At 60.4% G+C, this 14,001-nt stretch carries 13 protein-coding genes; 4 read left to right on the forward strand and 9 right to left on the reverse strand.

From position 1 onward, the window contains the following. Nucleotides 1-112: 112 nt before the first annotated feature. Nucleotides 113-1,582, reverse strand: coding sequence for an AMP nucleosidase (gene amn / locus FHK95_RS10725; RefSeq protein ID WP_150304613.1), 1,470 nt, complete (start codon nucleotides 1,580-1,582; stop codon nucleotides 113-115). A gap of 145 nt (nucleotides 1,583-1,727) precedes the next feature. On the opposite strand from amn, the gene argA reads away from it, so the two are divergent. Both argA and ilvD read left to right on the forward strand, forming a co-directional pair. Continuing rightward, a complete protein-coding gene (gene argA, locus FHK95_RS10730; protein ID WP_150304614.1) occupies nucleotides 1,728-3,014 on the forward strand; it encodes an amino-acid N-acetyltransferase in 1,287 nt (428 codons plus the stop codon). A 132-nt stretch (nucleotides 3,015-3,146) separates the two neighbouring features. Next, nucleotides 3,147-4,988 (forward strand): dihydroxy-acid dehydratase, encoded by a 1,842-nt coding sequence (gene ilvD, locus FHK95_RS10735; RefSeq protein WP_150304710.1) that lies wholly within the window; start codon nucleotides 3,147-3,149, stop codon nucleotides 4,986-4,988. 63 nt (nucleotides 4,989-5,051) lie between these two features. Here ilvD and FHK95_RS10740 read toward each other — a convergent pair whose 3' ends face one another. From FHK95_RS10740 to FHK95_RS10755, 4 genes are read right to left on the reverse strand one after another with little or no spacing between them, the layout of a single operon-like run. Next, on the reverse strand, nucleotides 5,052-5,564 hold the full coding sequence (locus tag FHK95_RS10740; protein ID WP_150304615.1) for a dihydrofolate reductase: 513 nt from the start codon (nucleotides 5,562-5,564) through the stop codon (nucleotides 5,052-5,054). Next, nucleotides 5,561-6,355 (reverse strand): thymidylate synthase, encoded by a 795-nt coding sequence (locus FHK95_RS10745; protein WP_150304616.1) that lies wholly within the window; start codon nucleotides 6,353-6,355, stop codon nucleotides 5,561-5,563. The genes FHK95_RS10740 and FHK95_RS10745 overlap by 4 nt, the downstream gene beginning before the upstream one ends. After that, nucleotides 6,339-7,145: a prolipoprotein diacylglyceryl transferase gene (gene lgt, locus FHK95_RS10750; RefSeq protein WP_150304617.1), complete on the reverse strand. Its 807-nt coding sequence runs from the start codon at nucleotides 7,143-7,145 to the stop codon at nucleotides 6,339-6,341. The genes FHK95_RS10745 and lgt overlap by 17 nt, the downstream gene beginning before the upstream one ends. A gap of 9 nt (nucleotides 7,146-7,154) precedes the next feature. Next, nucleotides 7,155-7,937 (reverse strand): sulfite exporter TauE/SafE family protein, encoded by a 783-nt coding sequence (locus FHK95_RS10755; protein WP_150304618.1) that lies wholly within the window; start codon nucleotides 7,935-7,937, stop codon nucleotides 7,155-7,157. A 141-nt stretch (nucleotides 7,938-8,078) separates the two neighbouring features. Between FHK95_RS10755 and FHK95_RS10760 the strand changes: the two genes are divergently transcribed. Then, nucleotides 8,079-8,855, forward strand: a complete 777-nt coding sequence (locus FHK95_RS10760) for an NRDE family protein (protein ID WP_150304619.1) — start codon at nucleotides 8,079-8,081, stop codon at nucleotides 8,853-8,855. On the opposite strand, the gene ptsP is transcribed toward FHK95_RS10760, so the two are convergent. Together ptsP and FHK95_RS10770 are read right to left on the reverse strand one after the other, a co-directional pair. Next, nucleotides 8,843-11,110 (reverse strand): phosphoenolpyruvate--protein phosphotransferase, encoded by a 2,268-nt coding sequence (gene ptsP, locus FHK95_RS10765; RefSeq protein WP_150304711.1) that lies wholly within the window; start codon nucleotides 11,108-11,110, stop codon nucleotides 8,843-8,845. The genes FHK95_RS10760 and ptsP overlap by 13 nt on opposite strands. 2 nt (nucleotides 11,111-11,112) lie before the next feature. Continuing rightward, nucleotides 11,113-11,604: an RNA pyrophosphohydrolase gene (locus FHK95_RS10770; protein ID WP_150304620.1), complete on the reverse strand. Its 492-nt coding sequence runs from the start codon at nucleotides 11,602-11,604 to the stop codon at nucleotides 11,113-11,115. A gap of 144 nt (nucleotides 11,605-11,748) precedes the next feature. On the opposite strand from FHK95_RS10770, the gene FHK95_RS10775 reads away from it, so the two are divergent. After that, complete coding sequence (locus FHK95_RS10775; protein ID WP_150304621.1) at nucleotides 11,749-12,405, forward strand: histidinol-phosphatase; 657 nt, start codon at nucleotides 11,749-11,751, stop codon at nucleotides 12,403-12,405. A 160-nt stretch (nucleotides 12,406-12,565) separates the two neighbouring features. Here FHK95_RS10775 and FHK95_RS10780 read toward each other — a convergent pair whose 3' ends face one another. Together FHK95_RS10780 and FHK95_RS10785 are read right to left on the reverse strand one after the other, a co-directional pair. Beyond that, nucleotides 12,566-13,759 carry a class I SAM-dependent rRNA methyltransferase gene (locus FHK95_RS10780; RefSeq protein WP_150304622.1) on the reverse strand — a complete coding sequence of 398 codons (1,194 nt, stop codon included), beginning with the start codon at nucleotides 13,757-13,759 and terminating at the stop codon, nucleotides 12,566-12,568. Beyond that, nucleotides 13,756-14,001: a hypothetical protein gene (locus FHK95_RS10785; protein WP_150304623.1), complete on the reverse strand. Its 246-nt coding sequence runs from the start codon at nucleotides 13,999-14,001 to the stop codon at nucleotides 13,756-13,758. The genes FHK95_RS10780 and FHK95_RS10785 overlap by 4 nt, the downstream gene beginning before the upstream one ends.

The following is a 14,001-nucleotide window of genomic DNA, read 5'->3' on the forward strand; positions in this document are numbered from 1 at the left end:
CAGAATACTATCGTGCTGCCCTTACCAACTGTGGGCGGGCCGACCCGCCGCGATGGCGTCTGCAAGACGCCCTGGGGTTCAAACCAGGCGGCGGCATTGGTGAGGAAGACCCCTACCTGAACGGTGGCTCATCAAAGCTGCGCAGTTTGCGCGAATGCAGCGAGTTGAGCTGACCGCGCAGCAGGTCCAGCGCCGCGATGCCGATATGCAGGTGTTGAGTCACTGCCCGTTCATAGAAGGCTCCCGCTGCGCCGGGCAGTTTGATCTCACTATGCAGGGGTTTGTCGGACACACACAGCAGGGTGCCGTAGGGAACCCGCAAACGGTAACCCTGGGCGGCGATGGTGCCGCTTTCCATATCCACCGCGATGGCGCGCGCCTGGTTGATCAGCGGCCGCTCCTGAGCCCAGCGCAGCTCCCAGTTACGGTCGTCATAGGTCAACACCGTACCGGTGCGCAGTCGGCGCTTGAGGTCATCCCCCCGCTCACCTGTCACCTGCGCGGCGGCTTCCTGCAGGGCCATCTGAATCTCGGCCAGCGCCGGCAGCGGAATGTGCGGCGGCAATACCCGATCAAGGATGCCATCACGGCGCATGTAGGCGTGGGCCAGCACATAATCGCCAATATTCTGTGACTGTCGCAGTCCGCCGCAATGGCCGATCATCAGCCAGCAATGCGGGCGCAGCACGGCCAGGTGGTCGGTAATGTTCTTGGCGTTGGACGGGCCCACGCCGATATTGACCAGGGTAATGCCGTGGCCGTCATCGGCGATCAGATGGTAGGCCGGCATCTGATAGCGGTGCCATACAACACCTTCCACCAACGCCGTCACTTCGCCTTCGTCCATCCCCCGCTCAATAACCACGTTGCCAGGCATGACCATGCGCACAAAGCGTGAATCGCTGGCGAGCATGTCCAGACCATAGCGAATGAACTGGTCGACATACCGATGGTAGTTGGTCAGCAGAATCCAGGGCTGCACGTGCTGCCAGTCGCTGCCGGTGTAATGCACCAGTCGCCGCAGGGAAAAATCCACCCGCGAGGCGTCGAACAGCGACAACGGCAGTTGGTCGGTATTTTCCCAGTCGTGCAGACCATCGGCATTGCTGTCACTGACGGCTGAGAGATCAGTACTGGGAAAATAGCGCGCCAGCTCGCGGGCGGTCACGCCTGAGCCGGCAAGCTCATTACCCTGATCCACCACGTAGGGGTAAGGAATGTTCTGATCGCTGACGCCCACCTCGACCTTAACGGTGTAATCGCGCATCAAGGGGCCCAACTGTTCAAGCAGATATTTTCTGAAGGCGCGCGGATGGGTGACTGTCACGCTGTAGGTACCCGGCACCTGCACCTTTGCGTAAGCACGCACGCTGGTGGCCGCTTCGCCCTGGGCATCATAGGTCAGACGCAGTTCGGGATAACGAAACAGCCGGCTCTGGGCCTCGCTCGGCAGCTTGCGATCTTTCAGGTAATGCTTGAGTGCCTGACTCAAGGCGGAGGTGGCCTGTTCATACAGGGCCGCCAGGCGTTCGACGGCTTCTTCAGCCGAATGGACAACAATCGGGTCGGGATTCGGGCTCACATTAACCTCTCTTCAATGGCTCTATGGAGACTATCTTGCCTTTGTTACAGGCCGTTGGCATAGCCTTGCGCGACGAGGCCGCACACAGCGCTTGAAGCGCATCGCCGAATGTCCCTAAACTGCTGCTTTTGCACGGATGAGCCGCATGCACGATTACGTCAATTGGTTTCGCCATTCGACGCCATATATCAATACCCACCGGGACCGCGTCTTCGTCGTGCTGCTCCCAGGGGAGGCGCTCGCGCATCCGAACGTCACCAACATCATGCATGACATCATGCTGCTCAACAGCCTGGGTGTACGGCTGGTGCTGGTGCATGGCTCGAGACCGCAGATTGAAGAACGGCAGACTGCGCGCGGTATCGACTCGCACTATTATCGGGATCTGCGCGTCACCGACAGCGACACCCTCGCCTGCGTCATGGATGCGGTGGGCAGCTTGCGGATCGCGATCGAAGCCAGGCTCTGCACCGCGTCTGGACAGGGCTCCAGACGACGCGTCGTCAGCGGTAACTTCGTCACCGCCAAGCCGATTGGTGTGGTCGACGGCATCGATTTCCATCACACCGGTGAAGTGCGGCGCATCGACCGCAAGGCGATCAGCGCGCACCTGGACGAAAACTCCATCGTGCTGCTCTCACCTATTGGCTATTCGCCAACCGGTGAGGTGTTCAATCTGGCCTGCGAAGACGTCGCCACCAGCGCGGCCAGCGCACTTGAAGCGGACAAGCTGATCCTGTTCGGCCCGGACGCCGGCATCTTGGATGCTGATGGCTCGCTGCTGCGCGAACTGAAACCGACCCGTGCCGTGCCGATATTGAATCGGCTTGGCAACAGCTTGCCAGGCGCCCTGCTGAAAGCGGCGTGCAAGGCGTGCAACAACGGCCTGCGGCGTAGCCATATCATTAGCTATGCCGACGATGGTGCGCTGCTCACGGAGCTGTTCACCCGCGATGGCGGCGGCACCCTGGTCACCCAGGAAAACTTCGAGCAGGTTCGCACCGCAACTGTCGATGACGTGGCCGGGTTGTTGGAATTGCTTCGCCCGCTCGAGGAAGCCGGGATTCTGGTGCGGCGTTCGCGGGAGATACTAGAGACCGAGATAAGCCAGTTCACCCTCATTGAACGCGACGGCATGATCATCGGCTGCGCGGCACTGTATCCGCTCGAAGACTCCAGTGCGGCGGAGCTTGCCTGTGTCGCGATCGACCCGAATTACCGTCACGGCGGCCGCGGTGACGAGTTGCTGGAGCACATCGAGGCCCAGGCACGCGCACTGAAGCTGGATACGCTGTTTGTGCTCACTACCCGCACCGCCCACTGGTTCCGCGAGCGCGGCTTTATTCCCAGCAGTGTGGAACGCCTGCCAGCCAAGCGCGCCTCACTGTACAACTACCAGCGTAATTCCAAGGTATTCGAAAAGGCGCTCTAAGCGCTTCGGGACCCGCGCGGCAATTGCCGCGCCACCCCTTTACCCTGTACCTCTCATGCGCCGCTGCTGCCTGCACGCGGCTGATTTGATATGCTTGCCCATCGCAACGCAACGCACAACGAGATAACCGTCATGCCTGATTACCGCTCGAAAACGTCCACCTTCGGCCGCAACATGGCCGGTGCCCGCGCGCTATGGCGCGCCACGGGGATGAAGGACGAAGATTTCAAGAAACCGATCATTGCCGTCGCCAACTCCTTTACCCAGTTCGTGCCAGGGCACGTGCACCTGAAGGATATGGGGCAACTGGTGGCACGGGAAATCGAGCGGGCTGGTGGCGTGGCCAAGGAATTCAATACCATCGCCGTCGACGACGGCATCGCCATGGGCCATGACGGCATGCTCTATTCGCTGCCATCGCGCGAGATCATCGCCGATTCAGTGGAGTACATGGTCAATGCGCACTGCGCTGATGCCATCGTTTGCATCTCCAACTGCGACAAGATCACCCCCGGCATGCTGATGGCCGCGCTGCGCCTGAATATACCGGTCGTCTTCGTCTCCGGCGGCCCGATGGAAGCTGGCAAGACCAAGCTTGCCAGCCACGGCCTGGACCTGGTTGATGCCATGGTCATCGCTGCGGACGAGAGCGCCAGCGACGAAAAAGTTGCCGAATACGAGCGCAGTGCCTGCCCTACCTGCGGCTCCTGCTCCGGCATGTTCACTGCCAACTCCATGAACTGCCTGACCGAAGCTCTGGGCCTGGCGCTGCCGGGCAATGGCTCCATGCTGGCCACCCATAGCGACCGGGAACAGCTGTTCCTGCGTGCTGGCCGCACCATCGTTGATCTGTGCCAGCGCTACTATGGCGAAGGCGATGAAAGCGTTCTGCCGCGCAACATCGCCAACGTGCGGGCGTTCGAGAATGCGATGACGCTGGATATCGCCATGGGCGGTTCCACCAACACCATTCTGCACCTCCTCGCCGCCGCCCAGGAAGGCGAGATCGATTTCGACCTGCGCGCGATCGACGACCTGTCTCGCCGCGTGCCGCAGTTGTGCAAGGTGGCGCCCAATATCCAGAAATACCATATGGAAGACGTGCACCGCGCTGGCGGCATCTTCAGCATTCTCGGCTCCCTGGCACGCGGCGGCCTGCTGCACACCGACGCTGCCACGGTGCACAGCCCAAGCCTGGAAGAAGCCATTGCCAAGTGGGACATCACCCAGACCGATGATGAAGACGTCCTCACCTTCTTCCGCGCCGGCCCGGCAGGTATCCCCACGCAGACCGCCTTCAGCCAGTCGACCCGTTGGGATTCGCTGGATGACGACCGTGCCAACGGCTGCATCCGTAGCGTCGAGCATGCCTATTCAAGCGAGGGCGGCCTGGCTGTGCTCTATGGCAACATCGCAATGGATGGCTGTGTGGTCAAGACCGCTGGCGTCGATGAGTCCATCCATGTCTTCGAAGGGTCCGCGCGGATCTACGAAAGCCAGGACTCGGCAGTCAAAGGCATTCTTGCCGATGAAGTGAAGCCGCGCGACGTGGTCATCATCCGCTACGAAGGCCCGAAGGGCGGCCCGGGCATGCAGGAAATGCTCTATCCGACCAGCTATCTGAAATCCAAGGGATTGGGCGCTGACTGTGCGCTGCTGACCGACGGACGCTTCTCCGGCGGCACCTCAGGCCTGTCCATCGGCCACGCCTCGCCGGAAGCCGCTGCCGGCGGCGCTATCGGTCTGGTACGCAATGGCGACAAGATCCTAATCGACATCCCGAACCGCAGCATTAACCTGCTGGTGAGCGATGACGAACTGGCGCAGCGTCGGATTGAGCAGGACCAGAAGGGTTGGAAGCCTGTGGAGATCCGCCCACGCAAGGTGACTACAGCGCTGAAAGCCTACGCGCTGCTGGCTACCAGTGCGGACAAGGGTGCGGTGCGAAATAAAGCGATGCTCGATGACATTTAAGGCTCTTGGATAGAGCCTCTTAGAGATCTTGGGGCGGTTACCCGCCCCGAGTTTTCTGAAATTCTAAACCCGATCCAGCACCTGATAACGGTGCGCCGGGTAATCTTCCCCCGCCGCCACCACTCTCTCCTCGACCAGTTTCCACTGCCCGTCGGGCAATTCCGGGAACCAGGCATCCCCATCAGGCTCAGCCTCAACCAGCGTGAGGTAAATGCGGTCTGTCTGGCCAAGCATCTGTTCATAAAGTTTGGCGCCGCCAATGATCATGATTTCATCGACACCATCCAGTTCGGCCTGGTTGCTGGCCGCAGACAGAGCCTCCTCCAGCGAACCCACTACCTTGGCGCCCGGCAGCTCAAGATCCGACTGGGCTGTCACCACGATATTGGTGCGGCCCGGCAATGGGCGACCGAGCGACTCGAAGGTCTTACGACCCATGACGATCGGCTTGCCCCAGGTCATGCTGCGGAAGTATTTGAGGTCTTCGGGCAAATGCCAGGGCAACTGATTGTCGCGCCCGATCACCCGGTTCAGCCCCATGGCGGCGATCATGGCAATGCGCACAACACTCGTCATACCGCCACCGGCGCCTTGATATGTGGGTGCGCCTCGTAGTTCTGCAGACTGAAGTCTTCAAACGTGAAAGCGAACAGATCGGTGACCTCGGGATTGAGCACCATCCGCGGTAGCGGGAAGGGATCGCGGGTCAACTGCAGGTCGGTCTGCTCGATGTGGTTGGCATAGAGGTGGCAATCGCCGCCGGTCCAGATGAACTCCCCCGGCTCGAGCTGGCACACCTGGGCCACCATCAAGGTCAGCAGTGCGTAGCTGGCGATATTGAAGGGCACGCCAAGGAAGATATCCGCCGAGCGCTGATACAACTGGCAGCTCAGCTTGCCGTCAGCCACGTAAAACTGGAATAGCGCATGACACGGCGGCAGCGCCATATCGTCGACCAGCGCGGGGTTCCAGGCCGAGACAATCAGGCGCCGCGAATCGGGGTTGCTGCGGATCATCTCCAGTAGCTTGCTGATCTGGTCGATCGAGCCGCCGTTCGGCGAGGGCCAGGAACGCCACTGGTAACCATAGACGGGCCCAAGATCGCCGTTCTCATCGGCCCAGTCATCCCAGATCGAAACACCATTGCGCTTCAGGTAGGCAATATTGGTGTCGCCCTGCAAGAACCACAGCAGTTCATGGATGATCGACTTCAGATGGCACTTCTTGGTCGTGACCAGCGGGAAGCCCTCAGCCAGATCAAAGCGCATCTGATGACCGAACACACTGTAGGTGCCAGTCCCGGTACGGTCGCTCTTGAAGGTCCCGTGTTCGCGGACCAGGCGCATCAGGTCAAGATACTGTTTCATGCTTCACGTCCCCTTTGCTGTAGGCCCACCACATCATCGCTGCGCCGATCAGAATCATTGGAATACATAACAGCTGACCCATGGTCAGCCAGCCGAAGGCAAGGTAGCCAAGGTGCGCGTCCGGTTCGCGGAAGAATTCCACGACCAAGCGGAACACGCCATAGCAGATGCCGAAGAGTCCACTCACCGCCATGGTCGGGCGCGGCTTGCGGGAATAGATCCAGAGGATGGCGAACAGGGCCACCCCCTCCAGCGCGAACTGATAGAGCTGCGACGGATGCCGCGCCAGTTGCAGCGGGTCGGTGGGAAACACCATCGCCCAGGGCACGTCAGTGGCCTTGCCCCAGAGCTCGGCATTGATGAAGTTGCCGATCCGCCCTGCTCCCAACCCGATCGGCACCAGCGGCGCGATAAAATCCATAAGATCGAAAAAACGCTTGTTGTTGCGGCGGCCGAACCACCAGACCGCCAGCAACACACCGATCAGGCCACCGTGGAAAGACATGCCGCCCTTCCAGATCTGCACAATCAGCGTCGGGTCCTGAATATAGGAGGCCAAATCGTAGAACAGGATATAACCCACCCGGCCACCGGCGATCACGCCCAAGGCAACCCAGAACACCAGGTCAGAGAGCTTCTCACGGGACCAGTCGGGCGCGAAGGTGTCGAGCCGGCGACCGGCCAGCCACCAGGCTCCACCGATACCGACGAGGTACATCAGGCCGTACCAGTGGATCTGTAACGGGCCGATCGACAGGGCGACCGGATCAATCTGGGGGTAAGTCAGCATGGAACCATCCTAAAGTAAGAAATTAATGCCGACACACACCAGCAGCAGCGCGAACAGGCGCTTCAGCAACCGCTGGGACAGCTTATGGGCAAGACGGGCACCGAAACCGGCGAACAGCATGCTGGTTGCGGCAATACCTACCATAGCGGGTAGGTAGACATAGCCGACCGACCACTCCGGCAACGGCTCGGCGCTCCAGCCGGTCCAGATGAAGCTGATCGCACCCGCCACAGCGATCGGCAGACCGCAGGCGGAGGATGTCGCCACCGCCTGCTGCATGGGCACGCTGCGCCAGACGAGGAAAGGCACGGTCAGCGAACCACCACCAATACCGAAGATCGCTGACGCCCAGCCGATCACACCACCCGCGGCGGTCAGACCGGGTTTGCCCGGCACGTCCATACCGGCCTTGGGCTTGATATCAAATAGCATCTGAATGGCGATAGTGATCGCAAACACACCAATGATCTTCTGCAACAAGGGGCCGTCAAGCAGCGCCGCAGTGAAGGCGCCGAGGATGGTTCCGAACACGATGCCCAGCGCCATCCAGGCGAACAGAGACCAGCGCACCGCACCCTTGAGGTGGTGTGCGCGGATGGCATTGATGGAGGTGAACGCGATGGTCGCCAGCGAGGTACCTACCGCCATATGGGTAAGTACGTCCGGAGAGAAGCCCTGTACGGCAAAACTGTAGACCAGCACCGGGACGATGATCATGCCGCCACCGACACCAAACAGACCTGCCAGGGTGCCGGCAAAGCCGCCCAGTATGAGATAAATCAGAAATTCCACAGTTTTTGTTCCCGCTCCTGATCTCTGCAAAAGCCGCGCCGCCGGGCACCGCTCACAAGCCGGTTAGTGTACTTGAAAACAGCCGCGTTTCCCCTCCCCGCATTGACCGGGCTACACTGCCCGGACCATTGGAGATGATCTATGTGCCTGATTGCTTTTGCCTGGCGGACTGCCGGACAGCCGTTAGTAATGCTTGCCAATCGTGATGAATTTCATGCCCGCCCTACCCGCGCCGCCACCTTCTGGACTGAAGAGGGCCAGCCTGAGCTGCTCGCCGGCAAGGATCTTGAAGCCGGCGGAACCTGGATGGGAGTTACCCGGGCGGAGCGCTTTGCGGCCCTCACCAACATCCGCTCACCTGGTGCGCGTCAGGGTCCCCGCTCCCGCGGCGACCTGGTGACCGGCTACCTTGCGGGCGATCAGCCACCCGACGTTTTTCTTGAACAGCTGAAGCAGCAGTTGGGCGACTACGCCGGCTTCAACCTGCTGCTGGGCGACCGTCACCAGCTCTGGCATTTCAACAGTCTCGAAGGCCGACCCGTTGCATTGCCGCCTGGGGTCTACGGCCTGTCCAACGATTCGCTCGACAGTCATTGGCCAAAACTGGAGACACTGCGAGACAGGCTCAGCAAGGCCGGCCCTGATGCTGATACCGAACAGCTGCTCGAACTGCTCGCTGATAGTCAGCGCTACCCGGATGAGTTGTTACCGCACACCGGTATCGATCCGGACTGGGAGCGTGCATTGTCCGCCGCGTTCATTGTCGGTGATACCTATGGCACCCGCGCCAGCACCGTACTGCGCATTGCGCCGGGCGGCAGAATCGAATTCAGGGAGAAACGCTTCGGCAGCATGGGTACTCCGCTCGGGGAGTCGACCTGGGAATTCGGCGCGGACCGACCGGATCACCGCGCCTGAGTCAGCACCTTGCCAAGGCCCATATTGCGTAGCGCCAGATGCAGGGTGCTCTGGACCAGATAGGGGTTATCCAGCTCAATGACCTCATCGAGCAAAGCCTTGGCATCGCTGAGAGTGATCTGGCGCAGCAGCCATTTGACCTTGGGCAGATTGGTGGCGTTCATCGACAGCACATCGCAGCCCATTGCCATCAACAATACCGCCGCCGCAGGATCACCCGCCATCTCGCCGCATACGCTCATGGGCTTGCCCGCGACGCGGCAGGCGTCCGCTATCTTGACTAATGCCTGCAGCACCGCCGGGTGCAGAGAATGGTACAGGTCGGCTACCCGTGGATTGTTGCGGTCCACCGCCAGCAGATACTGCGTCAGATCGTTGGTGCCGACCGACAGGAAGTCGACCATCTGCACCAGTTCGCGTGCCTGATACACCGCTGCCGGCACCTCAATCATGACGCCGACCGGGGGCATGTGCACCTTCACGCCTTCATCGCACACTTCGCTGTAGGCCCGGTGAATCAGGTGCAGCGCCTCTTCTACCTCATACACACTGCTGATCATCGGCAACATGATGCGCAGGTTATCCAGCCCTTCGCTGGCCTTGAGCATGGCGCGGGTCTGAACCAGAAAGATCTCCGGATGATCGAGCGTCACGCGGATGCCGCGCCAGCCAAGGAAGGGGTTGTCTTCCTTGATTGGAAAATACGTCAGCGCCTTGTCGCCGCCGATATCAAGACTGCGCATGGTGACCGGCAGCGGGTGAAAGGCCTCCAGTTGCGCCCTATAGGTTGCCTGCTGTTCCTTTTCGCTGGGAAAGCGGTCCTGGATCATGAAGGGCACTTCGGTGCGATACAGCCCTACCCCTTCGGCGCCACGATCCAGCGACCTGGCCACGTCCGCCAGCAAACCGGTATTCACCCACAAGGGCATGCGATGCCCATCCAGGGTTATGCAGGGCACCTCATTGAGCTTCTCCAGCCCCTGGATCAGCTCGCGCTCCTCGCGAACCAGCTCATAGTAATGGCGGCGCAGTTCGGCGGACGGGTTGGAATAGACTTCGCCGTGGTTACCGTCAACGATCAGCTCCATACCATCAACACGGGTGTACGGCAGATCCACCGCGCCCATTACCGTGGGAATGCCCATCGCACGCGCCAGAATCGCCACGTGGGAGCTGCCCGAACCCAGCACAGAGACCAGCCCGACCAGCTTGTCCTTTGGCACTTCACCCAGCATTACCGGAGATAGTTCTTCGCTGACCAGAATGGTGTTGTCGGGGAACACCAGCTCCCGCTTACCGGCTTCCTGCAGATACGCCAGAATCCGCCGTCCCAGATCCTTGACGTCCGAGGCGCGCTCACGCAGGTAGGGGTCGTCCATCATCTCGAACCGATTGACGTGGGCATTGACCACATCGCGCAGCGCGCCCTGGGCCCATTGGCCGTTGCGGATCCCGGTGGTTATCTCGTTACCCAGCGCAGAGTCGTCGAGCATCATCTGGTACACATCGAACAGTGCCAGCTCTTCGGGCCGCAGCTGCGAGGAAAGCCGACGAGACAATGTCTGCATGTCGTTGCGCACTGCCTCGAGGGCGCGTTGCAGCAGCGCCAGCTCTGCCTCCAGGTCGACGACCGGCTTGTCCGGAACTGACGCCAGATCAGCAGGCGGCAACACCACGACCGCCTGGCCGATGGCGACACCCGGCGCGCCGGGCACCGCAACAAAACGGGTGTCCTGAACGGCTTCGCCACCCCAGCCGAGGCCACGGATCGAACCGGTCGCCTCCGCATGCGCGATGACCCCGGCGAGCTGGGCGCTCATGGTCACCAGGAAAGATTCTTCGCCCTCATCAAACTGGCGGCGCTCTTTCTGCTGAACCACCAACACACCCATCACCCGACGGTGATGGAGTATGGGAACACCCAGAAAGGAGGCGAAACGCTCTTCGCCAGTCTCGGCAAAATAGCGGTACTTGGGGTGGGCGGCAGCGTCTTCGAGGTTAACCGGCTCTTCCCGATTACCGACATAACCAACCAGACCTTCGTTGCTGGCCAGGCTGACCCGGCCCACCGCGTCCGGATTGAGGCCCTTGGTTGCCATCAGAACGTAACGTCCGGCACCTGGCTCAAAAAGGTAAACCGAGCACACTTCCGTGCCCATGGTTTCGCGGACCTGCTCGACGATAATGTTCAGGGCAGTGGCCAAATCCTTTGCCGAGTTGACCTCCTGAACGATTCGCCGCAGCGTGGTCAGCATGCTTAACATTCGTATAACTCGCCAATGGGTAATCGCGGCGCCAGCTCTTTCATCGCGCGGCGGTACACGTCCCGTTTGAAGGGTACGACCTGCCCCAGCGGATACCAGTAGCTGACCCAACGCCAGCCGTCGAATTCGGGTTTGGGGGTTTTGGTCATGCAGACTCGCGCCTCGTCAGTCTTGAGCCGCAACAAAAACCACTTTTGCTTCTGACCTACACAGATGGGTTGTGAATGACTGCGAATGAGCCGCTGCGGCAGACGATAGCGCAGCCAACCACGAGTGCAGGCAAGAATCTCGACGTCCTCGGGCATCAGCCCGACTTCCTCGTGCAATTCACGATAAAGGGCTTGTTCAGGACTCTCGTTGCGTTGAATACCGCCCTGGGGAAACTGCCAGGCATCCTGACCGATTCGCCGCGCCCATAGCACCTGCCCCAACCCATTGGTCAGGATAATGCCTACATTTGGACGGAAACCATCGGGGTCGATCACAGCCTTTATCCTTACTCGGGTGTCACCGCATTGTTCCACAAAGACGCGCAGCGCAGCAATTGCATAAATAGCCTGCAGCTCAAGCATTTGGCGTGCGCCTGGATTATCCTTGTGGCCTTGATCCCAACCTTACAGGAGTGCACCGTGCCACTGGCCATTTTTGACCTCGACAACACACTGCTCGGCGGCGACAGCGATCACGCCTGGGGCGAGTTCGTCGTCGATCAGAACATCGTAGACGCTGCCACCTACCAGGAGCGCAATGATCAGTTCTTCAACGATTACCTGGCCGGGCGACTGGATATCGAGGTGTACCTTAACTTCTGCCTGCAGATGCTCGGCGAACACCCCGAGGAGCATCTGGACGCCTGGCATCAGCAATTCATGAGGGACATGATCGATCCGATCATGCTGCCGAAGGCCATCGAGTTGATCGAGGAGCACCGCAAAGCGGGGGATACGCTGATGATCATCACGGCCACCAACCGCTTCGTGACCGGCCCGATCGCAGCCAGGCTGGGCATTGAAATTTTGTTGGCCACTGAATGCGAGCGCGCCGACGGCCGTTATACCGGCAGGACCACCGACATTCCCTGCTTCAGGGAAGGCAAGGTCACGCGCCTGGAGCGCTGGCTGATGGAGAACGATCAAAGCCTGGATGGAGCGTGCTTTTACAGTGACTCATACAACGATCTGCCGTTGCTGAGCATGGTCGATCGTCCCGTGGCGGTTGATCCCGACGAGAAGCTGCGTGCGCATGCGAAGGACAAGGGCTGGGAGATAATCAGTCTGCGGGATTGAGGGTTTCCGTCATCCTCGGAAACCCTGGGCGTCCTGCGGACGCCAATCGCGGCGGGTCGCCCCTCCCACAAAATAGATCTGAGATCACCATCACCTTTTGTGGCGTGACTGGGGCGCCGAACCGTCACGGCGATCTGGCCGCGGGCCCCAAAGCACTAGTTCAGACCGGTAGCACTCGGCAGAAGAAGGCTTTGATATAGCCGGTTTCGGGAATGGCCGGGTGTAGCGGGTGATCCGGGCCCTGGAAGCCGCGCTCAGTGATAACCAGATTCCGGTCCAGGTGGCGGCTGCCAGCAAGCAGCGTGTCACGCAGGCGGTCTTCGGCGAGGTGCATGGAGCAGGAGGCTGAGACCAGAATGCCGTCCTTGTTGAGCAGGCGCATCGCTTGCTCGTTCAGCCGGCGGTAAGCCGCTTCGCCATTGCGGATGTCCTTGCGCTTCTTGATGAAGGCAGGCGGATCAGCAATGACCACGTCGAACTTCTCGCCGCTGGATTTCAACTCGCGCAGGGCCTCCAGCACATCACCTTCAACGATTGACATCTTGTCCGCCACACCATTGAGCGATGCATTGTGCTCGACCAGATCCAGCGCCGGCGCCGAACTGTCCACACACATCACTTCGCTGGCACCGAAGGCTGCTGCCTGCACGCCCCAGCCGCCGATATAGCTGTACAGATCCAGCACGCGCTTACCGGCAACATAAGGCTGCAGACGGGCGCGGTTCATGCGGTGATCGTAGAACCAGCCGGTTTTCTGACCGGTCCAGACTGGCGCTTCGAAATGCACACCGTTCTCCTCCAGCGCGACCCGTTCCGGTACCTCGCCATGTACCGCCTCCACCACGGACGGCAGATCCTCAGCAGCACGCGCCGCGCCGTCGTTCTTGAACAGAATGCCGGCCGGCTTGAAGACCTGGACCAGCGCCTCGATGATAGCTTCGCGCGCCCGCTCCATGCCCGGGGTGGCAATCTGCACGACGAGGTAATCAGCGAAGCGATCGACAACCAGGCCGGGCAACAGGTCAGAGTCGCCATATACCACGCGGTAGAAGGGCTTATCGAACAGTCTCTCACGCAGGCTCAACGCGATCTTGAATCGATGCACCAACAGTGACTTGTCCAGTGGCGTGCCAGCGTCACGGCTATGCAGCCGGGCACAGATCAGATTATTAGGGCTGACCGTGGCCAGGCCGAGAAACTTGCCCGTACTGGTTTCAATGCGCACTTCCTGTCCCGACTCGAGCACCGTCAACGGAGTCTGGACTGTATCTACCTCATTACTGAACACCCAGAGGTGTCCGCCTTTTATACGGCGATCACTGTTGGATTTCAGACGCAGACTGGGGAGATTCATTGCGGACTCCTGGATGATGGATCGGCAGAACATTCTGTCGGGGCGGCATTATACAGATGCTTGGCCTGCAATTGTCTGGAGATGTGTGCGAGGCTGTTGCCGGCGATCCGACTGATCGCACGGAACGACCAGCCACCCAGCGCCTCGAATATCTCGCTCGGTCCGATTATGATGACCAGAGCCCGGATCGGCTTGCCGTCATAATGATCAGCACCCAGCCGCACCCAACAAGACGCACTCAA

The organism is Pseudomonas saliphila (assembly GCF_008638345.1).
GTDB classification, from domain to species: domain Bacteria; phylum Pseudomonadota; class Gammaproteobacteria; order Pseudomonadales; family Pseudomonadaceae; genus Halopseudomonas; species Halopseudomonas saliphila.

Coding starts and splice junctions, on each gene's coding strand:
- FHK95_RS10760 (WP_150304619.1), top strand. CDS start 8,079: ATGTGCCTGATTGCTTTTGCCTGGCGGACTGCCGGACAGCCGTTAGTA.
- FHK95_RS10780 (WP_150304622.1), bottom strand. CDS start 13,759: ATGAATCTCCCCAGTCTGCGTCTGAAATCCAACAGTGATCGCCGTATA.
- FHK95_RS10745 (WP_150304616.1), bottom strand. CDS start 6,355: ATGAAACAGTATCTTGACCTGATGCGCCTGGTCCGCGAACACGGGACC.
- ptsP (WP_150304711.1), bottom strand. CDS start 11,110: ATGCTGACCACGCTGCGGCGAATCGTTCAGGAGGTCAACTCGGCAAAG.
- ilvD (WP_150304710.1), top strand. CDS start 3,147: ATGCCTGATTACCGCTCGAAAACGTCCACCTTCGGCCGCAACATGGCC.
- FHK95_RS10740 (WP_150304615.1), bottom strand. CDS start 5,564: ATGACGAGTGTTGTGCGCATTGCCATGATCGCCGCCATGGGGCTGAAC.
- lgt (WP_150304617.1), bottom strand. CDS start 7,145: ATGCTGACTTACCCCCAGATTGATCCGGTCGCCCTGTCGATCGGCCCG.
- argA (WP_150304614.1), top strand. CDS start 1,728: ATGCACGATTACGTCAATTGGTTTCGCCATTCGACGCCATATATCAAT.